Here is a 23,838-nt window from a genome sequence, read left to right as displayed (position 1 = left end):
GCGTGATCGCCATGCCGCCCCTCCAGGACGTGTACCTGCGGGACCAGCCCGTGCGCACGCTCGGCCGGATGTTCCGCGGCCAGCGCCGCCGGCTCGTCGTCGCCGCGGCCGCGTTCACGCTCAAGCACTCGCCGATCTGGGTGATCCCGCTGCTCACGGCCAACATCATCGACGTGGTGGTCGACCACCGGCCGCTCACGGAGCTGTGGGTGAACGCGGCGATCATGGCGGTGCTGATCCTGCAGAACCTGCCGCTGCACCAGCTCTACACGCGGATGCTGTCCCGCTCGGTGCGCACGGTGGAGACCGGGCTGCGGATGGCGCTCGCGCAGCGGCTCCAGGAGCTGTCGATCGGCTTCCACCGCCGGGTCAGCGCGGGGGTGCTGCAGGCCAAGATCGTGCGCGACGTGGAGAACGTCGTGGAGAGCACGCGCCAGGCGTTCGACTCCGGCATGGCCGCCGTCACGACCCTGGCGGGCGCGATCGTCATCACGGCGATCCGGGTGCCCGAGTTCCTCCCGGTGTACCTGGTGGCCGTGCCCGCGGGCGCCGCGCTCGTCGTGTCGATGCGGCGCCGCATGTCCGCCCGCAACGCGGCGTTCCGCGCCGAGGTGGAGCACATGTCCGCGCGCGTCTCGGAGATGACCCACCTGATCCCCATCACCCGCGCGCACGGGCTGGAGCGTGACGAGCTCGAGCGCATGGACGCGACGCTCGTCGGCGTCCGCAACGCCGGCTTCCGGCTCGACGTGACGAACGGCTGGTTCGGGTCGCTGTCCTGGATCCTCATGCAGCTGCTGTCGGTGGCGACCCTGGTCGGTGCCGCGTGGATTGCCTGGACCGGGCGGTTCGGGATGAGCGCGGGGGACGTCACGATGCTGTCCGCCTACTTCGTCGCGCTCACCGGCGCGGTCACGGCGCTGATGTCCCTGACGCCGATCATCGCCAAGGGGCTGGAGTCCGTCCGCTCGATGGGCGAGGTGCTCACCGACCCGGACGTCGAGCGCAACCACGGCAAGGCGCAGGTCGCGGCGGTCCGCGGCGACGTCGACCTCGAGGACGTGCGCTTCGCGTACGACGACGCGCCCGACGAGACCGCGATCGACGGCCTGACCCTGCACGTGCGCGCGGGCGAGACGGTCGCGCTGGTCGGGCCGTCCGGCTCCGGCAAGTCGACCGTCCTCAACATGGTGATCGGCTTCCTGACCCCCACCGAGGGTCGGATCCTGCTCGACGGCCGCCCGATGACCGAGCTCGACCTGCGCTCCTACCGGCGTCATCTCGCCGTGGTCCCGCAGGAGTCGCTGCTGTTCGAGGGCAGCGTGCGGGACAACGTCACCTACGGGTCCCGCGACCTGTCCGACGAGGTGGTGCTCGCGGCGCTGCGGGACGCGAACGCGCTGGACTTCGTCGACGCGATGGGCGGGCTGGACGCGGTGATCGGCGAGCGCGGCGCCCGGCTCTCGGGCGGGCAGCGGCAGCGGCTCGCGATCGCCCGCGCCCTAGTCCGCGACCCGCGCGTGCTGGTGCTCGACGAGGCCACGTCCGCGCTCGACACCGCGTCCGAGCGGCTGGTGCAGGAGGCGCTGGCCCGGCTCATGCGCGGACGCACCACGTTCGTGGTCGCCCACCGGCTCTCCACGATCCGCGGCGCCGACCGCATCGCCGTGATGCGCGACGGCCGGCTCGTCGAGATCGGGTCGCACGACGAGCTCGTCGCCGCCGACGGCGCGTACGCCGACCTCCACCGCCTCGCGGCCCCCGCGTGACCTGACGCGCCCGGCCTGATCTGCGCCGGACGGCTCAGCGGACGTCGGCACCGGTCGTCCGCCCCGGGACGGGTCCTCGACCGCCGGGGTGCCGCGCGGGGGCGGACCCGGCGTGCGAGGGTGGAGGAGGACCGGACGCGAGGGAGACCGTGATGGGTGAGGGGCGTCGGGCGCTGCTCGTCGTGGACGTGCAGCCGACCTTCTGCGAGGGCGGCGCGCTGCCCGTGGCGGGCGGGAACGCCGTGGCCGAGGCGATCGCGCGGTACGCGGCCGCGACGCACGACCGGTACGACCTGGTCGTCACCACGCAGGACTGGCACGTCGACCCCGGCGCGCACTTCTCCGAGCAGCCGGACTTCGTCGACACGTGGCCGCCCCACGGCGTCGCGGGCACCGAGGAGGCCGAGCTGCATCCCGCGCTCTCGGAGCTCGGTCCGGACGTCAGCGTGAAGAAGGGCGAGTACGCGGCCGCGTACTCCGGCTTCGAGGGCGTGGACGGCGAGGGGCGCTCGCTCGCGGCGATCCTGCGCGAGGAGCGGGTGACCGACGTCGACGTGGTCGGGATCGCGGAGTCGCACTGCGTGCGCGCGACCGCGCTCGACGCGCACGCCGAGGGCCTGCGCACGCGCGTGCTGACCGACCTCACCGTGCCGGTCACGCCCGAGCTGGGGGCGGCCGCGCGCGACGAGCTGCGGGCGGCCGGCGTGGAGCTGACGGCGAGCGACGCGGCGTTCCCGGCGGGCTCGGCCGCCGACGGCGAGGGTGGCACCGGCGCCTCGGACGGCGCCCGCTCGTCGGACCCCGGGGCGTGACCGCGTGGTGCCTCGCGCGCTGACCGGGGCGGGGGCGCTCGTCGTCGTGCTCGTCCTGGCGGGGTGCACGGGACCCGGCGACGAGCCCGCGCCCACCGTGACGTCCGCGCGGCACGCGACCGCGCCCTCGTCGGACCCGACGACGAGCGCGCCCGGCCCGAGCCCGACGCCGACTCCTGACGCGCGACCCGCTCGGTGCACCACGCTCCCCGAGGCCGACGAGGACGCGGACGTCGCGCCCGGCAGCGCGACCGTCGGCGTCGAGGTCAGCACGGTCGCCACCGACCTGGCGGTGCCGTGGGGGATCGCGCCCCTGTCCGACGGCCGGGTCCTGCTCACGCTGCGCGACGACGCCGGCGTGGTGCTCGTCGAGCCGGACGGCACCGTCACGCCGGTCGACGGCCCGGGCGCGGACGAGCTCGCGGACGTCGTGGTGCACGAGGCGGAGAGCGGCCTGCTGGGCGTGACCGTGCTGGCGGAGCGCGACGACGCGGTGGACGTGGCGCTGTACGCGACGACCGCCGACGACAACCGGGTGCTGCGCGCGACGCTGAGCGGGACGACCCTCGGCGACCTCACCCCCGTCCTGACCGGCATCCCGCGTCAGTGGTACCACTCCGGCGGCGGCGTCGCGCTGGGCCCGGACGGCTGCCTGTGGATCACCACGGGTGACGCGGGGGACCCGGACGCCGCGCAGGACCTCGACTCGCTCGGCGGCAAGATCCTGCGCGTGACCCCCGACGGCGACCCCGCGCCCGGCAACCCGTTCGCCGGGTCGCCGGTGTGGAGCTACGGGCACCGCAACGTGCAGGGCATCGGGTGGTCCGCCGACGGGCGCACGTTCGCCGCCGAGTTCGGCCAGGACACGTGGGACGAGCTCAACGTGATCCACCCGGGCGCCAACTACGGCTGGCCGGTGGTCGAGGGCCGGGGCGGCGGCGGCGACTTCGTCGACCCCGTCGCGGTCTGGGCCACCGACGACGCGTCGCCCAGCGGCCTGGCCGTGACCGACGAGGCCGTCTACCTCGCCGGGCTGCGCGGGGAGACGCTGTGGCGGGTCCCGCTGCGGCCGGTCGGGGAGACCGACGCCGACGGCGTCGGTGAGCCGCAGGCGCTCCTCACGGGCGAGCACGGTCGTCTCCGCGCCGTGGTGGCGCTGGGTACGGCGGGCGGCCCCGGCTCACGGTCCGACGAGGACGCGTCCGACGACGAGCGCGCGCTGCTGGTGCTGACGAACAACCGCGACGGCCGCGGCGAGCCGTCCGACGGCGACGACCGGCTCCTGCGCGTCGTCGTCGACTGACCCGAGCTCGCCGGCTCCCGCCGCGCACGGCCATCCACAGGCCTCCCGACGCCGAACGTGAGCTGCTCGCTACCGTCGCGCCACCGAGGAACGGCGAGGCAGGGGGAACAGGTGGAGGGGTTCGACATCGATCTGGCGGCGCTGCGCAGGCACGCGTCGCACGTGGAGGGCCGCGCAGGCGAGCTGGACCGCAGCGTGGACCAGGCTGTGGCAGCGGTGGACCAGGCGGCGTACGGGGTCGTGATGGCGGGCCTGGGCCTCATGGTCGGACGCCTGCAGACCGGGGTCTGCGGCGCGCTCGCGGCGGCGTCCGCGAGCCTGTCGGCGACCGCGGGCGGCCTGGAGGCGTCGGCCGTGGCGTACCAGGAGCTCGACTCGGTCGTCGGCGACGTGCTCGCGAGGGGTCGCCGCCTCCTCGAGGCGGTGGTGCTGTGAGCACGCCCGACCTCACGGGATCCGGTCTGCCCGAGGACATCCTGAACGTGGTAAACGACCTGGGCAGCGGGAGGTGGGTCGCCGCAGCGGTCACCGGTCTGGGGGCGGCGGCAGGCGCCGTCGGCCTCGTCCTCGATCCGATCGGCGAGCTCGCGTCGATGGGTGCGGGCTGGGTGCTCGAGCACCTGCACCCGCTGTGCGACTGGTTCAACGACTTCACCGGCGACTTCCAGCAGGTCGAGCGGTCGGCGGACCAGTGGGCCGCGGTCGGCCTCACGGTGGGCGCTGTGGCCACCGGGCTGCGCGACGACGCGGCGCGTGACCTCGTCGGGCTCGAGGGCGCGCACGTCGCCGCCTACCGCGTGCACTCGGGGATGCAGGCGACGCTCGTCGACGGACTGGGTGCGGTCTGCAACGGGGTGTCGGCGGCGGTGCGGGTCTGCGCGAGCATCGTCCACGCGGTGCACGACCTGATCCGTGAGGCGTTGTCCGAGCTGGTCGCCATGGTCAGCAGCGCTCTCGGCCAGGCGCTCCTGACGGGCGGCCTCGCTCTGCCCAAGATCGCCGCCGACGTCGGCAAGCGGGTCGCGCGGCTCGCGCAGCGGCTCGCGCTCACGGTGACCGGGACCCTCGAGACGATCGCGAACCTCCTTCGTCGGACCGACGACCTGCCCGAGCTGCTGTCGCGAGTCGTCGCGCGCGTCGATCGCATGGCGGACCTCGCGCGCGTGGACCAGAAGGTCGAGACGGTGGTGGACGCGGTCGGCCTCTTCACGACCACGGTCTCGCCGTTCGTCCCGCCGCCGCCGCCGACGTGGACCACGCGGGACGGACGGTGCGTGCAGCTCCCGCTCACCTAGGATCGGGCGCATGTCCCGCATCCTGTCCGCCGTCGCGTGGCCCTACGCGAACGGCCCCCGCCACATCGGTCACGTCGCCGGATTCGGCGTCCCCTCGGACGTCTTCTCCCGGTACATGCGCATGGCGGGCCACGACGTCCTCATGGTCTCGGGCACCGACGAGCACGGGACGCCGATCCTGGTCGAGGCGGACAAGCAGGGGACCACGGCGCAGGCGCTCGCGGACAAGTACAACCGCGTGATCGCGGAGGACCTGACGGCACTGGGCCTGACGTACGACCTGTTCACCCGCACGACGACGCGCAACCACTACGCCGTGGTGCAGGAGATGTTCCGCACCGTGCACAAGAACGGCTACATGGTCGAGAAGACGACCATGGGCGCGATCAGCCCGAGCACCGGGCGCACCCTGCCGGACCGCTACATCGAGGGCACCTGCCCCATCTGCGGCTACGACGGCGCGCGCGGTGACCAGTGCGACAACTGCGGCAACCAGCTGGACCCGATCGACCTGAAGAACCCGCGCAGCCGGATCAACGGCGAGACCCCGAAGTTCGTCGAGTCGACGCACTTCTTCCTCGACCTGCCGGCGTTCGCCAACGCGCTGGACGCCTGGCTGCGCACGCGCACCGACTGGCGACCCAACGTGCTGAACTTCAGCCTCAACCTCATCGACGACCTGCGGCCGCGCGCCATGACCCGGGACATCGACTGGGGCATCCCCGTGCCGCTCGAGGGCTGGGAGTCCAACCCCAACAAGCGCCTGTACGTGTGGTTCGACGCCGTGATCGGCTACCTGTCCGCGTCGATCGAGTGGGCCCGCCGCTCGGGTGACCCCGACGCATGGCGCGCCTGGTGGAACGACCCGGAGGCGTTGTCCTACTACTTCATGGGCAAGGACAACATCACGTTCCACTCCCAGATCTGGCCCGCCGAGCTCCTGGGCTACGACGGGCTGGGGGACAAGGGCGGGGCGCCGGGGGCGTTCGGGCAGCTGCAGCTCCCGACCGAGGTGGTGAGCAGCGAGTTCCTCACCATGGAGGGCAAGAAGTTCGCGTCGTCGCGCGGCATCGTCATCTACGTGCGGGACATGCTCGCGCGCTACCAGCCGGACGCGCTGCGCTACTTCATCGCGGTCGCCGGGCCGGAGAACCAGGACGCCGACTTCACGTGGGCGGACTTCCTGCGCCGCACCAACGACGAGCTCGTGGCCGGCTGGGGCAACCTGGTGAACCGCACCGCGAGCATGATCCACAAGAACTTCGGGGAGATCCCTGCCGCCGGCCCGCTGCTGGACGTGGACCGGGGGATCCTCGAGCAGTCACGCGCGGCGTTCGGCACGGTCGGCGACCTCGTCGGGACGCACCGCCACCGCGCGGCGATCTCCGAGGCGATGCGGGTGGTCCAGGAGGCGAACCGCTACGTCTCCGACACCGAGCCGTGGAAGCTCACCGCGGACCGCGAGCGGCTCGGCACGGTGCTGAACACCGCCGCGCAGGTGGTCAGCGACGCCAACACGCTGCTGGCCCCGTTCCTGCCGCACTCCGCGCAGAAGGTCCACGAGACGCTGGGCGGCACGGGCGTGTTCGCGCCGCAGCCGCGGCTCGAGGAGGTCACGGATCTGGACGACGACTCGCGCTCCTACCCGGTGATCACGGGGGACTACCGCGACGTGCCCGCGTGGGCGACGACGGCGCTGGTGCCCGGGACCCCGGTGGCGAAGCCGACCCCGGTGTTCACCAAGCTCGACGACTCGATCGTCGAGGAGGAGCTCGAGCGCTACCGGTCGCGCTGACGATGGCACGCACGCGCGAACGCGGGTGGCCGGCGACGCCCGAGCCCCTCCCGGTGCCGGTGGTCGACAACCACACGCACCTGGAGACCGTCGTCACCTGGCGCGCGGACGGCTGGACCGGCCCGAGCGCGCCGTCGGGCACGCGATCGGGCGCCCAGTCGGACGAGCAGTCCGGCGCACAGCCGGAGCTGCCCGGGCTCGTCGCGCACCTCGAGCGCGCGGCGGCGGCCGGCGTGCCGCGCATGGTGCAGGTGGGCTGCGACGTCGGGTCGGTGCGCTGGACGGACGCCGTGGTGCGCGAGCACCCCTCGCTCGTCGGGGCCGTCGCCGTCCACCCCAACGAGGCGGTGCTGCACGCGGGCGTGCGCGAGGTGGCCCCGGACGGGCTCGAGCCCGACCCGCAGGAGTGGCACGCGATGCCGCTCGACGAGGCCCTGGACCTGGTCGCGACGACCGCGCGCGGCAACCCGCGCATCCGCGCGATCGGCGAGACGGGACTCGACTTCTTCCGCGCCGGGCCGCTGGGGCGCGCGGTGCAGCGCGAGGCGTTCCGCGCGCACGTCGCGCTCGCCAAGGAGCTCGGCCTCGCGCTGCAGATCCACGACCGGGACGCGCACGACGAGGTCGTCGAGCTGCTGCTGCGCGACGGTGCGCCCGAGCGCACGGTGTTCCACTGCTTCTCCGGCGACCAGGGGCTGGCGCAGGTGGCGGCCGAGCACGGCTGGTTCTGCTCGTTCGCGGGTCCCGTCTCCTACCCGGCCAACGAGCACCTGCGCGCGGCGGCCCGGGCGCTGCCGGTCGACCTGCTGCTCGTCGAGACCGACGCGCCGTACCTGACGCCGCACCCGTGGCGCGGTCGCCCCAACGCGCCCTACCTGCTCGGCGGCACGGTCCGCGCGCTGGCGGAGGCACGGGGTCAGGACCTGCCCGAGCTCTGCGCCGCCCTGACCCGCACCACGGACCAGGTCTACGGCCCCTGGTGACGCCGCACCGTCGGTCGGCCGCCGGATCCCGGCTCGTGCTCGGCAGCTTCGGTGAAGCCGTGGTGGTGCGACACGCCGTGCCGGACGCGGCGTGTCGCACCACCACGGCGTCGCTGAAGGCGGCGGCCGAGGGGTTCGGCGGCCCGGGCCGGCGGCGCGTCGATCGACACGCCGGGCGACACGCCGGGGGCGCGGGAGCGGCCGGGTGATCGTGGCGCCGGGGGGTCGAGTTCTCGGCTACCGCTGCCGATCACAGATCGGTTACGGTCGGACGGTCGTCCGGCCGGGGCAGGGCTGACACGGCATGACGAACAGGACGACGAGCACCTCCACCCGGGCCGCCGCGCGCTGCGCGAGGCCCGCCCCGACGACGGAAGGACCCGCCGCGTGAGCACGTCGCGAGAGCGCCCCGTCACCGACGGCTCTCGCCGGACCCACCGCGCCGGACCTCCGCGCCGGATGGCGCGCGCGGTCACGCAGGGGTTGGTGCTCGCGCTGGTCGCGGGCGCGACGAGCGCGTTCGCGGTCATGCACAAGGAGGTCACCGTCGACGTCGACGGCTCCGTGGTGCAGGTCGAGGGCTTCGGCCGCACGGTCGGCCAGGTGCTGGGCGCGGGCGGCATCGAGGTCGGCGAGCGGGACCTGGTCGCGCCGGGCCTGGACCAGGCCGTCGGCAAGGGCGAGCAGATCGTCGTCCGGCACGCGCGCCAGCTCGACGTCGAGGTGGACGGGGCGCCGCGCACGGTCTGGACCACGGCGCTCACGGTCGGCGAGGCGGTCGACGGGATGGGGCTGCGCGACGGCGAGGTGCGCCTGTCGGCGTCCCGCTCCGCCGCGCTCGGCCGCGGCACGCTCCACGTCTCGACGCTCAAGGAGATCCACCTCGTCGTGGACGGCCAGGTGATCGACGGCGTGAGCACCGGCGCGACGGTGCGCGACGCGCTGCGCGACATCGGCCTGGTGCTGAACGAGGGCGACCAGGTCTCCGTGCCGCTCGACGCGGCGGCGGTGGACGGCCTCGCGGTCCTGGTGACGCGCGGCCAGAGCAGCGGCGAGGTGGTGACCGAGGCGCTCCCCTTCGACGAGGAGGAGGTCGAGGACGACTCCCTCCCCAAGGGCACGCGGATCATCACGCAGCCCGGCAAGGCCGGCGTGCGGACGACCACCTACGAGCTCGAGGTCGTCGGCGGCGCGGTCGTCGGACGCACCGTGGTGACGTCGGTGATCACGACGCCACCGGTCACGCAGGTCGTCACCGTCGGCACGGCGGAGCTGCCCACGGCGGTGAACGTGTCCCCGGGCACCGCGCAGGCGCTCGGCAAGCAGATGGCCGCGGCGCGCGGCTGGGGCGACGACCAGTTCGCCTGCCTGCTCCCGCTGTGGACCGCGGAGAGCGGCTGGCGGGTGAATGCGGAGAACCGGTCGTCGGGTGCCTACGGGATCCCGCAGGCGCTGCCCGGCACCAAGATGGCGTCGGTGGCCGCAGACTGGCGCACCAACCCTGCGACGCAGATCACGTGGGGTCTGAACTACATCAAGAGTCGTTACAGCACCCCGTGCGGCGCGTGGTCCCACTTCCAGGTGAAGCACTGGTACTGACCCGCCCGTGACCGCCGCTCGGTCACGGCTTGGGGCGCCACGGGTCGCCGCTTGACCGACCCTTCGTGGCCCGATCCGTCCGTGGTGGACGGATGATCACGATTGGGTTACGGTCGCGTGTCGCTGTGCGGCCAGCGGGCTCGAACGCCCCTCACGCAGCGTCGCCGTCCACGGTCATCCGGGGCGGCGCTCGACAGCCGGATCGGGGATCCGGAACCGACGGTGGTGCCTCCCTCCAGGCGCCACGGCACCGCCCGGTCCGCCGGGCCCGCACGTCGGGCGTCCGTACGGGCGCGCTCCTGACCCCGTGCCCGGGTCCCACGACGGCTGGAGCCACGTGCAGTTCTTCACCCGCCTCGCTCGCCCCTCCGCGCGTACTCGCGCCACCTCGTCGCAGACGGCCCCCACCGAGGCCCTCGACGTCACCACCCCGACGCCCCCCGAGGGCGACGACACCCCCCAGGGCGGGCGCAAGCGGCGCCTGGTCCTGCCGGCCGCCGTCGCGGCGGGCGCGCTGGTGATCGGCGGCGGCACCGCCGCCTACGCCCAGGCGCACAAGACCGTCACGGTCGACGTGGACGGCGTCACGCACCAGGTCAGCACGTTCGCCGGCTCGGTGGACAACCTGCTCACCGACGAGGGCATCACGGTCGGCGCCCGCGACGCGGTCTCGCCCTCGGGCGCCCTCACGGACGGCGCGGTCGTCACGGTGCGCTCGGCGCACCAGATCTGGGTCGACCAGGACGGCGAGCAGCGTCAGGTGTGGACCACCGCCCTGACCGCCGACGAGGCGCTCGACCTGCTCGCGACCCGCGACCCCGACGTCCAGCTCGTGGCGTCGCGCTCGTCGGGCGGCCGCCCGCAGCTCGCGCTCGACCTCAGCATCGACGGCCCGGCCCGCGTGATCGTGGACGGCGACATGGTCGACGTCGACGACGCGGACACCACGGTGGCCGGCGCGCTCGACGACGCCGGCATCACGCTGAACGACCTGGACCGGGTCTCGGTCCGCAACGACGTGCACGGCCACGTCGTCGTCGTGGTCCAGCGGGTCGTCGTGAAGGACGTCAAGCGGGTCCAGAAGCTCGAGTACGACTCCTCGACCACGCAGGACGAGGACGCGTACGAGGGCGAGGAGTCCGTGGTGACCGAGGGTGTCACCGGGCTGCGCCTGATCGTCGACCGCGTCACCACGGTGGACGGCAAGGAGACCTCGCGCGTCGAGGTCACCAACCGCATCACGCGCAAGCCGGTCGACGAGGTCATCGCGGTCGGCACCAAGGAGCGCCCGGTGGTCCAGCCGACCCCGAGCCGGCCCAGCAACCCCGGCCCGATCGGCGACACGACCGACGCGGACTCGCTCAACTGGCCCGCGCTGGCGCAGTGCGAGTCGGGCGGCAACCCGTCGATCGTCTCCTCGAACGGTCTCTACCACGGCCTCTACCAGTTCTCGGTGGCGACGTGGCAGGCCGTCGGCGGCTCGGGCCTGCCCTCGCAGGCCTCGGCCGCGGAGCAGACCGCGCGCGCCAAGATGCTCTACCTCCGCTCGGGCGCCGGCCAGTGGCCGGTCTGCGGGAGCCGGCTGTTCAGTTGACCCCGCGAGCGTGACGCACGCCCCGTCCTCCCGCCGCGCGCGGGAGGGCGGGGCGTCGTCGTACCGGCTCTCGTAGGCTCCCCGCATGACCGTGACGCTGCTCGGCCCCGTGGAGATCCGCGACCTCGCGGAGCGTGCGGGCGTCCGCCCGACGAAGACGCTCGGGCAGAACTTCGTGCTCGACGGCGGGACGGTGCGCAAGATCGTCCGGCAGGCGGGCGTGGAGCCGGGCATGCGGGTGGTCGAGGTGGGGCCGGGGCTGGGCTCGCTGACGCTCGGCCTGCTCGAGGCGGGCGCGGACGTGGTCGCGGTCGAGATCGACCCGGTCCTGGCGCGTCTGCTGCCCGGCACGGTCGCGGCGCACGCCGGGCTGCGTCCGGACGGCACCGCGCCCGACGAGCCCGCGGTGCTGCGCGACGCCGCGGGCGACCCCCGGCTCACGGTGGTCCTGCGCGACGCCCTCCAGGTCACCGAGCTGCCGGGACCGCCCCCGCGCGCCCTCGTCGCGAACCTGCCCTACAACGTCTCGGTCCCCGTGCTGCTGACGTTCCTCCAGCGGTTCGCCTCCCTCGAGCACGGGCTGGTCATGGTCCAGGCCGAGGTCGCGGACCGGCTCGCGGCGCCCCCGGGCAGCCGGACGTACGGCGTGCCGTCGGCCAAGGCCGCCTGGTACGCGGACGTGCGGCGCACCGCGACGGTCGGGCGCTCGGTGTTCTGGCCCGCGCCCAACGTCGACTCCGCGCTGGTGCGGCTGGACCGCCGGGAGCCGCCGACCACCAGCGCGACGCGCGAGCAGGTCTTCGCCGTGATCGACACGGCGTTCGCGCAGCGCCGCAAGATGCTGCGCTCGGCGCTCGCGCCCCTGTTCGGCTCGGGCGAGGCCGTGGTCGCGGCGCTCGCGGCGGCGGGGGTGGACGCGCAGGCGCGGGGGGAGACGGTGGACGTCGCCGGGTTCGCCCGGATCGCCGAGCATCTTCCGCGCGACGGCGCCGGGCATGGCACGGTGGAGCCGTGACGCTGAGCTCCGTCGAGGTGGTGACCTCCCGTGAGGTGCGCGTGCGCGCGCCGGGCAAGGTCAACCTGTCGCTCCACGTGGGCCCCGTGCAGCCCGACGGCTACCACCCGCTGATGACGGTCTTCCAGGCCGTGTCGGTCTTCGAGGAGGTCGTCGCCCGCGCGTCCGACGAGCGCGTGGTGACGGTCTCGGGCCCGCAGTCCGACCTGGTGCCCACGGACTCGTCGAACCTCGCCCTGCGCGCCGTCGAGCTGCTGGCGCGGGCGTCGGGGGTCGACGAGGGCGTGCGGCTGCACATCGACAAGGGCGTGCCCGTGGCCGGGGGCATGGCCGGCGGCTCCGCCGACGCCGCGGCCGCGCTGCTCGCGTGCGACGCCCTGTGGCAGACCGGCCTGAGCCGCGCCGACCTGGTCGACCTCGCGGCGGAGCTGGGCTCCGACGTGCCGTTCGTGCTGCAGGGGCACACCGCGGTGGGTCAGGGCCGCGGCCACGTGCTCACACCCGTCCTGGGCCGCGGCGAGTTCCACTGGGCCTTCGCCGTGCAGGACCGCGGCCTGTCCGCCGGCGCGGTGTACGGCGCGCTCGACGAGCTGCGCGCGGGCGCGCCCGACGACGAGCTGGCGGTGCTGCCGGACCTCGACGACGACGTGCCGCTCCTGCAGGCGCTGCGTGCGGGCGACCCGCGGGCGCTCGGCGCCGCCCTGCACAACGACCTGCAGCCGGCCGCGCTCGAGCTCGACCCGGGCCTGGCGCAGCCCCTCGCGGTCGCGCAGGACGCCGGCGCGCTCGGCGTCGTCGTCTCCGGCTCGGGCCCGACGGTGGCGGCGCTCGGTCGCAGCCGCCAGCACGCCCTGGTGCTCGCGGCGGCGTTCACCGCGGCGGGCGTCGCCGACCGCGTGCTGACCGCGACCGGCCCCGTCGCGGGCGCCCGCGTCGTCGCCACCGACTGACGTCCCGCTCACCCCTTGACGGGGCATGCTCGTCGGCTAATACTTAAGCACATGCTTAACCAATCCGGTCTCGACAAGGTGTTCCACGCCCTGTCGGACGCGAGCCGCCGGGCGGTCGTCGAACGACTCGTCCGCGGTCCCGCATCGGTCGGCACGCTCGCCGAGCCGCTCGCGATGTCCCTGCCGGCGGTCCTGCAGCACCTCGCCGTGCTCCAGGACGCGGGCATCGTCACGTCGCAGAAGATCGGGCGCGTGCGCACCTGCTCGCTGGTGCCCGGCGCGCTCACCGACCCCACGGCCTGGCTGGCGGCCCAACGGCTGCCGGCCGAGCGCCGCCTCGACCGCCTCGGCGCCCACCTGGCGTCGGACCACCCCACCCAGGAGCAGTCATGACCACGACGACCACGCCCGAGCTGGTCCACGGCTCGTTCACCATCGAGCGCACCTACCCCGTCCCGGTGGAGCGGGTGTGGGCCGCGCACGCCGACGACGAGCAGCGCGCGCACTGGTTCGGCGCGGAGGAGAGCTTCGACGTCGACGAGGCGTCGCACGACTTCCGGCCCGGCGGGCTGGCGGTCGAGGACGGCCAGTGGCACGGCGGCCCGCGCAGCCGGTACGTCGCGCGCTACAGCGACCTCGTGGAGAACGAGCGCATCGTGCACACCTACGACATGTGGGTCGACCACGCGTACCTGTCGACGTCGTTGGTCACCACGACGTTCGAGGCGGTCGAGGGCGGCACGCGCCTGACCTATACCGAGCAGGGCGTGTACGCGGGCGGGCAGGAGGACCTGGACGGCCGCGAGGCCGGGTGCGCGGGGATCCTCGACCAGCTCGGCGCGTACCTGGCGCGCTGAGCGGCCGCCCGCCCGGACGGGGGCGCGGTCGCGCGGCGGGTAGCCTCGAGTCCTCATGGCTCACCTGCTCGGCGCGGACCGCGTCTCCCTGGCGCTCGGCACCCGCGTCCTGCTCGACGGGGTCAGCCTCGGCCTCGACGACGGCCAGCGCATCGGCGTCGTCGGCCCCAACGGCGCCGGCAAGTCCACGCTGCTGCGCGTCCTGGCCGGGACGCAGGAGGCCGACGACGGACGGGTGACGCGCGCGGGCGGCACGCGCCTGGCGATGCTGGACCAGCGCGACGAGCTGGGCGGCGGGACGGTCCTCGACGCGGTCCACGGCAGCGCGGACGCGCACGAGTGGGCCTCCGACGCCCGGATCCGCGCGGTCCACGACGGCCTGCTGCCGGACGTCGACCTGGGCGCCGACCTCACCACCCTGTCCGGGGGGCAGCGCCGCCGCGTCGCGCTCGCGGCGCTGCTGGTGCGGGACGACGAGGTGCTGGTCCTCGACGAGCCGACGAACCACCTGGACGTCGAGGGCGTGGCCTGGCTCGCCGAGCACCTGGTCCAGCGGTTCGGCCGCGGCAACGGCGCGCTCGTCGTCGTGACGCACGACCGCTGGTTCCTCGACGCGGTCTGCACCCGGACCTGGGAGGTGCACGACGGGGTGGTGGACCAGTACGACGGCGGCTACGCCGCGTACGTGCTGGCGCGGGCCGAGCGCGCCCGCACCGCCTCGGTGACGGAGGAGAAGCGGCAGAACCTGCTGCGCAAGGAGCTCGCGTGGCTGCGCCGCGGCGCGCCCGCGCGCACGTCCAAGCCCAAGTTCCGCCTCGACGCGGCCTCGGCGCTCATCGCCGACGAGCCGCCGCCGCGCGACAACCTCGAGCTCACCCGCATGGCCACCGCGCGGCTCGGCAAGGACGTGCTGGACGTCGAGGACGTCACGCTCGCCCTGGGCGGGCGCACGCTGCTCGACGACGTGACGTGGCGGATCGGCCCCGGGGACCGGTTCGGCCTCGTAGGCGTCAACGGCGCGGGCAAGACGAGCCTGCTGCGGCTGCTGTCCGGCCGCCTCGCGCCCGACGCCGGCCGGGTCAAGCGTGGCAAGACCATCCGCGTCGCGGAGCTGCGGCAGGACGTCGAGGACCTCGACGAGGTCGCGGACCTGCGCGTCGTCGAGGTCGTCGAGGCGGAGAAGCGCTCGGTCGTCGTCGGCGGCAAGGAGCTGACCGCGAGCCAGCTCGTCGAGCGCCTGGGCTTCACCAAGGACCGGGCCCGCACGCCGGTGCGCGACCTGTCCGGCGGCGAGCGGCGGCGCCTGTCGCTGCTGCGCCTGCTCGTCGGCGAGCCCAACGTGCTGCTGCTCGACGAGCCCACCAACGACCTCGACACCGACACGCTCGCGGCCCTCGAGGACCTGCTCGACGGCTGGCCGGGCACGTTGATCGTCGTCTCGCACGACCGCTACCTGCTCGAGCGCGTCTGCGACCGCCAGCTCGCGCTCCTGGGGGACGGCCACCTGCGCGACCTCCCGGGCGGCGTCGAGGAGTACCTGGCGCTGCGCCGGGCCGCGCTCTCGGGTGCCGGTGCAGGTGCTGGCTCCGGTGCCGGTGCGCGCACGCACGTGCCCGACGAGACCGCGGCGGCCGGTGCGGGCACGCCGCCCGAGCCCGTGCGCTCCGCCGCGGACGTGCGCGCGGCACGCAAGGAGGTCACGCGCATCGAGCGCCGCCTGGCCAAGATCGCCGACCTCGAGAAGGGCCTCCACGACCAGATGGCGGCGCAGGCCACCGACCACGAGGCGATCACGCGCCTCGACGCGGACCTGCGGGCGCTGGCCGCGGAGCGCGAGGACCTCGAGCTGGCCTGGCTGGAAGCGGCCGAGCTCGCCGAGTGACGCCCGGCCACCCGACGCGGGCGGTCAGTGGGGCGTGTCGAAGGGGGACAGGACCTGGCGCAGCAGGTCGACCAGGGCCGTGCGGTCCGGCTCGGGGAGGTCGCCCAGGAGCGTCCGCTCGGTGTCCAGGAGATCGGCGAACGCGGCGTCGACACGGGCACGGCCGGCGTCGGTGAGCTGGACCAGGACGCCGCGCCGGTCGTCGGGCGAGGGCTGCCGCTCCACCAGGCCCTTGCTCTCCAGCCGGTCGATCCGGTTGGTCATGGTCCCGGAGGTCACGAGCGTGAGGGTCAGCAGCGCACCGGGCGACAGCCGGTAGGGCGCCCCCGCGCGCCGCAGCGCCGAGAGCACGTCGAACTCCCAGGTCTCCAGGTCGTGCCGGCTGAACGCGCCGCGGCGGGCCAGGTCCAGGTGCCGCGCGAGCCGGCTGACGCGGGACAGCACCTCGAGCGGGCGGATGTCCAGGTCCGGGCGCTCGCGGTGCCACGCGGCGACGATGCGGTCGACCTCGTCGTGCGCGCCGGTGTCCGCCATGACGCGAGATTACTCGACGTCGAGAATCTCGACGGCTCAGCCCCGGCGTGGCTCGGTCTCGTCGGCCGGCCTGTCGACCGGCTCCTTGGTGAGCGTGGGCCGCCGCTCGAGGCCCGAGAGCCCGTTCCAGGCGAGGTTCACCAGGTGGGCCGCGACGTCGGACTTGCCGGGGCGGCGCGCGTCGAGCCACCACTGGCCCGTCAGCGCGACCATCCCGACGAGCATCTGCGCGTACATCGGCGCCGTCTTGGGGTCCTGACCCTGCTTCTTGAACTGGTCCGCGAGCAGGTGCTCGACCTGCGTGGCGACGTCGCCGATCAGGCTCGAGAACGTCCCGGTCGCCTGGGCGACGGGGGAGTCGCGGACCAGGATGCGGAAGCCGTCCTCGGACGTCTCGATGTACGTCAGCAGCGCGAGCGCGGTCCGCTCGACCAGCACCTTGGGGTGACCGCCGCCCTCCAGCGCACCGGTGAGCGCGCCGGTCAGGGCCTGGATCTCGCGGTCCACGACGACCGCGTACACGCCCTCCTTGCCGCCGAAGTGCTCGTAGACCACCGGCTTGGAGACCTCGGCGCGCGCCGCGATCTCCTCGACCGACGTGCCCTCGAAGCCCTTCTCGGCGAACAGCCGGCGCGAGACGTCGAGCAGCTGGGCGCGCCGCTGGACCCCGGTCATCCTCGACCTGGGTGCCCGCTTGCCGTCCGCCACGCGCCCATCATGCCGTGCGCACGCGGGCCGCGGGCCCGACGTCCGGTATCAGCGTCCGGCGCGCACCGCGTCGACGCCCTTGTTCGCCAGCGCGTCCGCGCGCTCGTTGCCCGGGTCCCCGGCGTGGCCCTTGACCCACACCCAGCGGATCGCGTGGCGCGCGACCTCGGTGTCGAGGGCCATCCACAGGTCCTGGTTCTTCACCGGCTTCTTGTCGGCGGTGCGCCAGCCGTTGCGCTTCCACCCGGGCAGCCACTTGGTCAGCCCGTTCATGACGTAGGTGGAGTCGACGTGGAGCGTCACCGAGCACGGCTGGTTCAGCGCGCGCAGCCCCTCGATCACGGCCGTGAGCTCCATCTGGTTGTTCGTCGTGTGCGGGGACCCGCCGAACAGCTCGCGCTCGTGGCCGCCGAACCGCATCCACGCGCCCCAGCCACCGACCCCGGGGTTGCCCTTGCAGGCTCCGTCGGTCCACATCTCCACGGCAGGCGCGTCGCTCGTCACGACCGTCACCCTAGGCTGCCGCGCCGACGCCCCTCGACGCCCGCCCGGCGGGCGCGTCGCTCGGCTTGCGGGACCCGGGAACCGGCGGTTCGGTGGCGGAGTCGGACCGACGAGGGCGTCGCCGCGCGGCCGGCATCCGAGGTGGGGAGAGCAGCATGAGCGCGACAGACCGGATCGCCGAGCCGTGGGGGACGCGCACGCCGTACGCGCCGGGCACCACGTGGCCGATGCGGGTCGACTCGTTCCTCGCGGACGGGGTCGAGCCGCACGAGGTCGAGCGGTGGGCGCAGAGCGCCTCGATCCTGCACTCCAACGGCGACGCGCTCGACGTCGCGGTCAAGGACGGCCGGGTGGTCGGCGTGCGCGGGCGCGCGCAGGACCGGGTGAACCACGGGCGCCTCGGGGTGAAGGACCTGTACGGGTGGCAGGCCAACGCCTCGTCGGACCGCCTGACGCGTCCCCTGGTGCGGCGCGACGGCGAGCTCGTGGAGACCGACTGGGACACCGCGATGGACCTGGTGGTCGCGCGGACCCGGGCGCTGCTCGAGGAGCAGGGGCCGAGCGCGGTCGGCTTCTACACCAGCGGCCAGCTGTTCGCCGAGGAGTACTACACGCTCGGCGTGATCGGCCACGGCGGCATCGGGACCAACCACGTGGACGGCAACACGCGGCTGTGCACGGCGACGGCCGCGGCGGCGCTCAAGGAGTCCTTCGCGTGCGACGGGCAGCCCGGGACGCTCGCGGACATCGACCACGCGGACGTCATCGCGCTGTTCGGCAACAACATGGCCGAGACCCAGTCGGTCTCGTGGATGCGCGTGCTGGACCGCCTCGCGGGCGAGGACCCGCCCGCGGTGGTGTGCGTCGACCCCCGCCTGACCCCCGTGGCGCGCGCCGCGACCGTGCACCTGGCCCCGCGGCCGGGCACCAACGTCGCGCTCATGAACGGCCTGCTGCACGAGATCGTGCGCCACGGCTGGGTGGACCAGGAGTACGTCGCGGCGCACACGGTCGGGTACGACGAGCTCGCGCAGCGGGTCGCCGAGTTCCCGCCGGAGGTCGTCGCACGGATCTGCGACGTCCCCGAGGACCGGCTGCGGGAGGCGGCGCGGCTCCTGGGCACGGCGCAGCGGCTGACCTCGACCGTGCTGCAGGGCTTCTACCAGTCGCACCAGGCGACGGCGGCCGCGGTCCAGGTCAACAACCTGCACCTGGTGCGCGGCATGCTGGGCCGGCCGGGGTGCGGGCTGCTGCAGATGAACGGCCAGCCCACGGCCGAGAACACCCGCGAGTGCGGCGCGGACGGCGACCTCGCCGGGTTCCGGAACTGGTCGAACGACGAGCACGTCGCCGACCTGGCGCGCGTGTGGAACATCGACCCGATGGACATCCCGCACTACTCGCCGCCGACGCACGCGATGCAGATGGTCCGCTACGTCGAGGACGGCTCGATCCGGCTGCTGTGGGTGAGCGGGACCAACCCGGCGGTCTCGCTGCCGGAGCTGCGTCGGATCCGCTCGGTGCTCTCGCAGGAGCGGCTCTTCCTCGTCGTGCAGGACCTGTTCCTGACGGAGACCGCACAGCTCGCGGACGTGGTCCTGCCGGCCGCGACGTGGGCGGAGAAGACGGGGACGTTCACCAACACCGACCGCACGGTCCACCTCTCGGAGAAGGCCGTGGAGCCGCCCGGCGAGGCGCGGGCCGACCTCGAGATCTTCGTCGACTTCGCGCAGCGCATGGGGCTGAAGGACAAGGACGGCGGGCCGCTGGTCCGGTGGCACGACCCGGAGTCCGCGTTCGAGGCGTGGAAGGAGTGCACGCGCGGGCGGCCCTGCGACTACACCGGGATCACCTACGACCGGCTGCGCGGCGGCAGCGGCATCCAGTGGCCCTGCGGCGACGAGCAGCCCGACGGCACCGAGCGCCTGTACGCCGACGGCTCGTTCTGGGCCCACCCCGACGTCTGCGAGAGCTACGGCCGCGACCTGCTGACCGGTGCCCCGGTCGAGGAGACGGAGTACCGGGCGCTCAACCCCACCGGCAAGGCGGTCATCAAGGCGGCGCAGTACGTGCCGCCGCACGAGCTCCCCAGCGAGGAGTTCCCGCTGCAGCTCACCACGGGTCGCACGCTCTACCACTTCCACACCCGGACCAAGACGGGCCGTTCCCCGCAGCTGCAGGCCGCGGCCCCGGAGGTCTGGGTCGAGGTCAGCGCACCGGACGCGCAGGCGCTCGGGCTCGTGGAGGGCGACCTGGCGGAGGTCAGCACGCCGCGCGGCCGGGTCGAGGCGCGCGTGCGCGTGGGCGGCATCCGCCCCGGGGTGCTGTTCCTGCCGTTCCACTACGGGTACTGGGACACCCCGGGCGCCCCCGACGGCGACGAGCCCGGCCGCGCCGCCAACGAGCTGACGATCACCGAGTGGGACCCGGCGTCCAAGCAGCCGGTCTTCAAGACGGCCGCGGCCGCGATCCGGAAGGTCGCCCCGGCGGACGGCCGCCCGTCGGCCGCCCCGACGACGACGGGCTCCGCACCGGTCGCCGCCGGCGTCCCGCCCACGCGGGGCGGACCGGCCGCGCTGGCCGACGAGCAGGTCGGGGGAGGTGCGCGATGAGGATCGGGCTGGCACTGCGTGAGCTGCACCGCGACGAGGGGGACCTCGCCTCGGAGCTGCTGCGCGTCTCCGACCGTCACGCGGTCGACCACGAGATCTTCTACGTCGCGCGCGACCTGGCCGTGTGGTCCCAGGACCACGTCCGGGAGATCGCCCGCATCGCCCGCGACTACGACGAGGACCTCGACCCGGACGCCGCGACCGAGAGCAGCCTCGTGGCGCGGCTGCGGGACAAGGGCAGCGAGCTCGTCGGGCGGCGTGCCGCGCCCGGCCTCGAGCTGCTGCGCGACCTGCGCGAGGTCTACCTCATGGCCTCGGGCGTCTCTGTGGACTGGGAGCTCGTGGCGCAGGCCGCCCAGGGGCTCAAGCACCGCGAGCTCGTGGAGCTGACCGGGCGCTGCCACGCCGAGACGCTGCGCCAGGTCCGCTGGGCGAACGGCAAGCTCAAGGAGTCCGCGACGCAGGTCCTGGTCAGCTGACGACGCGCTGGCGTCCCCGCCGCCTGGCCGGCCGCACGGTGCTGGCAGACTGAGCCGGCCGCCTCGTCGCGCGACGAGCCGGTCCGCCCTGGTGTAACGGCAGCACACAGGCCTTTGGTGCCTCGAGGTCCGGGTTCGAATCCTGGGGGCGGAGCCAGCCGGCACCGCCGGCTCCCGACCGGTCGGTGACGAGAACCCGCTCCGAGCCCGCGCGGACCGCGGGGAGCGTGACGACCTCGCCACTCTGGCGGGGACGTGCCCGTTCTGGGTGGACATGTCCCGGTGGAGGGGCCCCGTTTTCACCCGGTCGGGTCCCGGGTCGACGTCGTCGGACGTCGTCGGACGGGCGGGCAGCGCGTCCGGCGAGCCTGCGGTGGTGTGAGCGGGCACTCCTGCCGGACGGCGGGTGGGGCGAGGATGCGGCGGTAGAGTGCGAGGCGCGTACGGTTCCGCCGCCCGGCTCGTCGGGCACACCCGCGAGGAGCACCCACAGGTGACGACCCCCCGCCCAGCCGCCGTCATCGTCCTCGCCGCAGGCGAGGGAACGCGGATGCGCTCGGCGACACCCAAGGTCCTGCACACCCTGGCCGGCCGCAGCATGCTCGGCCACGCGCTGGCGTCGGCCCAGGCGCTCGAGCCGGGCCGCGTCGTCGTGGTGATCCGGCACGAGCGCGAGAAGGTCGCGGCGCACGTCGCCGAGATCGCGCCGGACGCGCTGCTCGCGGACCAGGACGCGATCCCGGGCACGGGCCGCGCGGTGCAGGTGGCGATGACGCGCCTCGACGCAGCCGCGCAGGCCGGTGCCGTCGTCGCGCTGGACCAGCCGGGGGAGGCCGGGTCGGCCTCGGGCGTGCTCGTCGAGGGCGCGGTCGTCGTGATCGCGGGCGACGTGCCCCTCCTGGACGCCGGGACGCTGGGCGAGCTGCTCGCGGCGCACCACGCGGACGGCAACGCCGTCACGGTGCTCACCACCGAGCTCCAGGACGCGACCGGCTACGGGCGCATCCTGCGGGAGCCGGGCACGGGTGACGTGCTCGGGATCGTCGAGCACAAGGACGCGTCCGACGAGCAGCGTGAGATCCGCGAGATCAACTCCTCCATCTACGTGTTCGACGCCGGCGTGCTGCGCGGCGCGCTCGGCCGGCTCGGCCGGGACAACGCGCAGGGCGAGGTCTACCTCACGGACGTGCTGGCGATCGCGCGGGGCGACGGCGGGCACGTCCGCGCGCTGCGCACCGAGGACCCGTTCGTCGTCGAGGGCGTGAACGACCGGGTGCAGCTCTCGGCGCTGCGCGCGGAGCTCAACCGCCGCCTGCTCGAGGACTGGATGCGCGAGGGCGTCACCGTGGTCGACCCGGCGACCACGTGGGTGGACGTCGACGTCGAGCTCGAGCAGGACGTCACCCTCCTGCCGGGCACGCAGCTGCACGGCGCGACCGTGGTCCGCAGCGGCGCGACCGTGGGGCCGGACACCACGCTCACCGACGTCGAGGTCGGCCCGGGCGCGACCGTGACGCGCACGCACGGCAGCCTGGCCGTGATCGGCGAGAAGGCGAGCGTCGGCCCGTACGCGTACCTGCGCCCCGGCACGGTCCTGGGTCGCAAGGGCAAGATCGGCACGTTCGTCGAGACCAAGAACGCGCAGATCGGCGAGGGCTCCAAGGTCCCGCACCTGTCCTACATCGGCGACGCGACGATCGGGGACCACTCCAACGTCGGTGCCGCCTCCGTCACCGTGAACTACGACGGCGTGAACAAGCACCGCACGACGATCGGCTCGCACGCGCGCACGGGCGCGGACAACATGTTCGTCGCTCCCGTCACGGTCGGCGACGGCGCGTACACCGGTGCGGGCTCCGTGATCCGCCGCGACGTGCCCGCGGGCGCGCTCGGCGTCAGCGCGGGCGCGCAGCGCAACATCGAGGGCTGGGTCGTGCGGTCCCGCGCGGGCACGCCCGCGGCGCAGGCCGCACAGCGTGCCGGCGGCCCCACGCCGTCCGACGAGCTGTCGCCGCAGGCGCGCGCCGAGCTGCAGCGGGCCGCGACGGCCGCGCGCGGCATCCCCGTGACGCCGCCCCCCTCGCTGCCGGACCAGCCGGCCCACCTGTCCGAGCCGGAGCGCGGTTCCGGATCCGGCTCCACCGACTCGAAGGACGCGTGATGACGGGGATCGTCTCCCAGGACGGCGAGAAGCGCCTGGTCGTGGTGTCGGGCCGGGCGCACCCCGAGCTCGCGGAGTCCGTGGCGGGCGAGCTCGGCATCGAGCTGGTTCCCACCACCGCCTACGACTTCGCCAACGGCGAGATCTACACGCGGTTCGGGGAGTCCGTGCGCGGTGCCGACGCCTTCGTGCTGCAGTCCCACGCGTCGCCCGTGATCAACCAGTGGATCATGGAGCAGCTGCTCATGGTCGACGCGCTCAAGCGCGCCTCGGCCAAGACGATCACGGTCGTGGCGCCGTTCTACGGGTACGCGCGGCAGGACAAGAAGAGCCGCGGGCGCGAGCCGATCTCGGCGCGTCTGCTGGCGGACCTGTTCAAGACCGCGGGCGCGGACCGGATCATGTCGGTCGACCTGCACACCGCGCAGATCCAGGGCTTCTTCGACGGACCGGTGGACCACCTGTGGGCCATGCCGATCCTGGTCGACTACGTCCGCTCCCGCGTCGACCTCACCAACGTCACGGTGGTCTCGCCCGACGCCGGCCGCATCCGCGTGGCCGAGCAGTGGGCCGCGAAGCTCGGCGGCGGTCCGCTGGCGTTCGTGCACAAGACGCGCGACGTGCGCACGGCCAACAAGGCCGTCGCCAACCGGGTCGTCGGTGACGTCGAGGGTCGCTCGTGCGTGCTGGTCGACGACCTGATCGACACGGCTGGCACGATCTCCGAGGCCGTGCGCGTGCTCAAGGAGGCCGGCGCCAAGGACGTCATCGTCGCCGCGACGCACGGCATCCTGTCCGACCCTGCCGTGGACCGCCTGCAGCACTGCGGTGTGCGGGAGGTCGTCATCACCGACACGCTGCCGATCGAGGAGGACAAGCGGTTCGAGCTGCTCACGGTCCTGTCGATCGCGCCGCTGATCGCGCGCGCGATCCGCGAGGTGTTCGACGACGGGTCCGTCACCAGCCTGTTCGACGGCAACGCCTGA

The 23,838-nt window shown here is 74.1% G+C and carries 21 protein-coding genes, 1 tRNA gene and 1 pseudogene; 20 read left to right on the top strand and 3 right to left on the bottom strand.

The window, feature by feature from the left end; translation table 11 throughout:
- Positions 1-11: 11 nt before the first annotated feature.
- The 15 genes and pseudogenes from KIN34_RS01310 to KIN34_RS01245 all read left to right on the top strand — a co-directional run bounded on the left by KIN34_RS01310 (position 12) and on the right by KIN34_RS01245 (position 15,854).
- Positions 12-1,769 carry an ABC transporter ATP-binding protein gene (locus KIN34_RS01310; protein WP_237689164.1) on the top strand — a complete coding sequence of 586 codons (1,758 nt, stop codon included), beginning with the start codon at positions 12-14 and terminating at the stop codon, positions 1,767-1,769.
- A gap of 152 nt (positions 1,770-1,921) precedes the next feature.
- The gene (locus KIN34_RS01305) at positions 1,922-2,581 is read left to right on the top strand and encodes an isochorismatase family protein (RefSeq protein WP_214345916.1); all 660 of its coding nucleotides are present in this window, start codon (positions 1,922-1,924) and stop codon (positions 2,579-2,581) included.
- 4 nt (positions 2,582-2,585) lie between these two features.
- Entirely contained in the window at positions 2,586-3,884 is a 1,299-nt protein-coding gene (locus KIN34_RS01300) for a PQQ-dependent sugar dehydrogenase (RefSeq protein WP_214345915.1), read from the top strand.
- 111 nt (positions 3,885-3,995) lie between these two features.
- A complete protein-coding gene (locus KIN34_RS01295; protein WP_214345914.1) occupies positions 3,996-4,319 on the top strand; it encodes a type VII secretion target in 324 nt (107 codons plus the stop codon).
- Complete coding sequence (locus tag KIN34_RS01290) at positions 4,316-5,179, top strand: hypothetical protein (protein WP_214345913.1); 864 nt, start codon at positions 4,316-4,318, stop codon at positions 5,177-5,179. Before KIN34_RS01295 ends, KIN34_RS01290 begins: the two co-directional genes overlap by 4 nt.
- 10 nt (positions 5,180-5,189) lie before the next feature.
- Complete coding sequence (gene metG / locus KIN34_RS01285; protein ID WP_214345912.1) at positions 5,190-6,974, top strand: methionine--tRNA ligase; 1,785 nt, start codon at positions 5,190-5,192, stop codon at positions 6,972-6,974.
- Between the two features lie 2 nt (positions 6,975-6,976).
- Complete coding sequence (locus KIN34_RS01280) at positions 6,977-7,957, top strand: TatD family hydrolase (protein WP_214345911.1); 981 nt, start codon at positions 6,977-6,979, stop codon at positions 7,955-7,957.
- 459 nt (positions 7,958-8,416) lie between these two features.
- Complete coding sequence (locus tag KIN34_RS01275; protein WP_214351626.1) at positions 8,417-9,556, top strand: resuscitation-promoting factor; 1,140 nt, start codon at positions 8,417-8,419, stop codon at positions 9,554-9,556.
- A 307-nt stretch (positions 9,557-9,863) separates the two neighbouring features.
- Entirely contained in the window at positions 9,864-11,150 is a 1,287-nt protein-coding gene (locus KIN34_RS16995; protein ID WP_307858031.1) for a resuscitation-promoting factor, read from the top strand.
- An 85-nt stretch (positions 11,151-11,235) separates the two neighbouring features.
- A complete protein-coding gene (gene rsmA, locus KIN34_RS01265; protein ID WP_214345910.1) occupies positions 11,236-12,165 on the top strand; it encodes a 16S rRNA (adenine(1518)-N(6)/adenine(1519)-N(6))-dimethyltransferase RsmA in 930 nt (309 codons plus the stop codon).
- The gene (locus KIN34_RS01260; RefSeq protein ID WP_214345909.1) at positions 12,162-13,115 is read left to right on the top strand and encodes a 4-(cytidine 5'-diphospho)-2-C-methyl-D-erythritol kinase; all 954 of its coding nucleotides are present in this window, start codon (positions 12,162-12,164) and stop codon (positions 13,113-13,115) included. The genes rsmA and KIN34_RS01260 overlap by 4 nt, the downstream gene beginning before the upstream one ends.
- Before the next feature lie 51 nt (positions 13,116-13,166).
- Complete coding sequence (locus KIN34_RS01255) at positions 13,167-13,508, top strand: ArsR/SmtB family transcription factor (RefSeq protein WP_214345908.1); 342 nt, start codon at positions 13,167-13,169, stop codon at positions 13,506-13,508.
- The gene (locus tag KIN34_RS01250; RefSeq protein WP_214345907.1) at positions 13,505-13,972 is read left to right on the top strand and encodes an SRPBCC family protein; all 468 of its coding nucleotides are present in this window, start codon (positions 13,505-13,507) and stop codon (positions 13,970-13,972) included. The genes KIN34_RS01255 and KIN34_RS01250 overlap by 4 nt, the downstream gene beginning before the upstream one ends.
- Before the next feature lie 55 nt (positions 13,973-14,027).
- Positions 14,028-14,510 (top strand): annotated as a pseudogene (locus KIN34_RS17460) (ATP-binding cassette domain-containing protein); the annotation flags it as partial.
- Positions 14,496-15,854, top strand: coding sequence for an ABC-F family ATP-binding cassette domain-containing protein (locus tag KIN34_RS01245; RefSeq protein ID WP_372449548.1), 1,359 nt, complete (start codon positions 14,496-14,498; stop codon positions 15,852-15,854). The pseudogene KIN34_RS17460 and the gene KIN34_RS01245, both read left to right, overlap by 15 nt.
- A gap of 24 nt (positions 15,855-15,878) precedes the next feature.
- Here the strand turns inward: KIN34_RS01245 and KIN34_RS01240 are convergent, their stop codons facing one another.
- The 3 genes from KIN34_RS01240 to rnhA form a co-directional block, all read right to left on the bottom strand.
- Entirely contained in the window at positions 15,879-16,388 is a 510-nt protein-coding gene (locus KIN34_RS01240) for a MarR family winged helix-turn-helix transcriptional regulator (protein ID WP_214345905.1), read from the bottom strand.
- Between the two features lie 36 nt (positions 16,389-16,424).
- Complete coding sequence (locus tag KIN34_RS01235; RefSeq protein ID WP_214345904.1) at positions 16,425-17,063, bottom strand: TetR/AcrR family transcriptional regulator; 639 nt, start codon at positions 17,061-17,063, stop codon at positions 16,425-16,427.
- A gap of 81 nt (positions 17,064-17,144) precedes the next feature.
- A complete protein-coding gene (rnhA, locus tag KIN34_RS01230; RefSeq protein WP_214351620.1) occupies positions 17,145-17,573 on the bottom strand; it encodes a ribonuclease HI in 429 nt (142 codons plus the stop codon).
- Positions 17,574-17,755: 182 nt separating this feature from the next.
- Here rnhA and KIN34_RS01225 point away from each other — a divergent pair, with 182 nt between their 5' ends.
- The 5 genes from KIN34_RS01225 to KIN34_RS01205 all read left to right on the top strand — a co-directional run bounded on the left by KIN34_RS01225 (position 17,756) and on the right by KIN34_RS01205 (position 23,838).
- Positions 17,756-20,212, top strand: coding sequence for a molybdopterin oxidoreductase family protein (locus KIN34_RS01225; RefSeq protein WP_214345903.1), 2,457 nt, complete (start codon positions 17,756-17,758; stop codon positions 20,210-20,212).
- Positions 20,209-20,691: a hypothetical protein gene (locus KIN34_RS01220; RefSeq protein ID WP_214345902.1), complete on the top strand. Its 483-nt coding sequence runs from the start codon at positions 20,209-20,211 to the stop codon at positions 20,689-20,691. Before KIN34_RS01225 ends, KIN34_RS01220 begins: the two co-directional genes overlap by 4 nt.
- Positions 20,692-20,773: 82 nt before the next feature.
- Positions 20,774-20,848, top strand: a tRNA-Gln gene (locus KIN34_RS01215).
- A gap of 393 nt (positions 20,849-21,241) precedes the next feature.
- Positions 21,242-22,852, top strand: a complete 1,611-nt coding sequence (glmU, locus tag KIN34_RS01210; protein ID WP_237689017.1) for a bifunctional UDP-N-acetylglucosamine diphosphorylase/glucosamine-1-phosphate N-acetyltransferase GlmU — start codon at positions 21,242-21,244, stop codon at positions 22,850-22,852.
- A complete protein-coding gene (locus KIN34_RS01205) occupies positions 22,852-23,838 on the top strand; it encodes a ribose-phosphate diphosphokinase (protein WP_214345900.1) in 987 nt (328 codons plus the stop codon). Before glmU ends, KIN34_RS01205 begins: the two co-directional genes overlap by 1 nt.

Origin of the sequence: Cellulomonas fulva (assembly GCF_018531375.1) — a bacterium.
GTDB classification, from domain to species: domain Bacteria; phylum Actinomycetota; class Actinomycetes; order Actinomycetales; family Cellulomonadaceae; genus Cellulomonas; species Cellulomonas fulva.
This window is presented reverse-complemented; position numbering and strand designations above follow the sequence as displayed.

Bases quoted from the DNA above. Each gene is read 5' to 3' on its own strand.
- KIN34_RS01310 (WP_237689164.1), top strand. From the start codon at position 12: ATGCCGCCCCTCCAGGACGTGTACCTGCGGGACCAGCCCGTGCGCACG.
- KIN34_RS01305 (WP_214345916.1), top strand. From the start codon at position 1,922: ATGGGTGAGGGGCGTCGGGCGCTGCTCGTCGTGGACGTGCAGCCGACC.
- metG (WP_214345912.1), top strand. From the start codon at position 5,190: ATGTCCCGCATCCTGTCCGCCGTCGCGTGGCCCTACGCGAACGGCCCC.
- KIN34_RS01280 (WP_214345911.1), top strand. From the start codon at position 6,977: ATGGCACGCACGCGCGAACGCGGGTGGCCGGCGACGCCCGAGCCCCTC.
- KIN34_RS01275 (WP_214351626.1), top strand. From the start codon at position 8,417: ATGGCGCGCGCGGTCACGCAGGGGTTGGTGCTCGCGCTGGTCGCGGGC.
- rsmA (WP_214345910.1), top strand. From the start codon at position 11,236: ATGACCGTGACGCTGCTCGGCCCCGTGGAGATCCGCGACCTCGCGGAG.
- KIN34_RS01255 (WP_214345908.1), top strand. From the start codon at position 13,167: ATGCTTAACCAATCCGGTCTCGACAAGGTGTTCCACGCCCTGTCGGAC.
- KIN34_RS01250 (WP_214345907.1), top strand. From the start codon at position 13,505: ATGACCACGACGACCACGCCCGAGCTGGTCCACGGCTCGTTCACCATC.
- KIN34_RS01240 (WP_214345905.1), bottom strand. From the start codon at position 16,388: ATGGCGGACACCGGCGCGCACGACGAGGTCGACCGCATCGTCGCCGCG.
- KIN34_RS01235 (WP_214345904.1), bottom strand. From the start codon at position 17,063: ATGACCGGGGTCCAGCGGCGCGCCCAGCTGCTCGACGTCTCGCGCCGG.
- rnhA (WP_214351620.1), bottom strand. From the start codon at position 17,573: ATGTGGACCGACGGAGCCTGCAAGGGCAACCCCGGGGTCGGTGGCTGG.
- KIN34_RS01225 (WP_214345903.1), top strand. From the start codon at position 17,756: ATGAGCGCGACAGACCGGATCGCCGAGCCGTGGGGGACGCGCACGCCG.
- KIN34_RS01220 (WP_214345902.1), top strand. From the start codon at position 20,209: ATGAGGATCGGGCTGGCACTGCGTGAGCTGCACCGCGACGAGGGGGAC.
- glmU (WP_237689017.1), top strand. From the start codon at position 21,242: ATGCGCTCGGCGACACCCAAGGTCCTGCACACCCTGGCCGGCCGCAGC.
- KIN34_RS01205 (WP_214345900.1), top strand. From the start codon at position 22,852: ATGACGGGGATCGTCTCCCAGGACGGCGAGAAGCGCCTGGTCGTGGTG.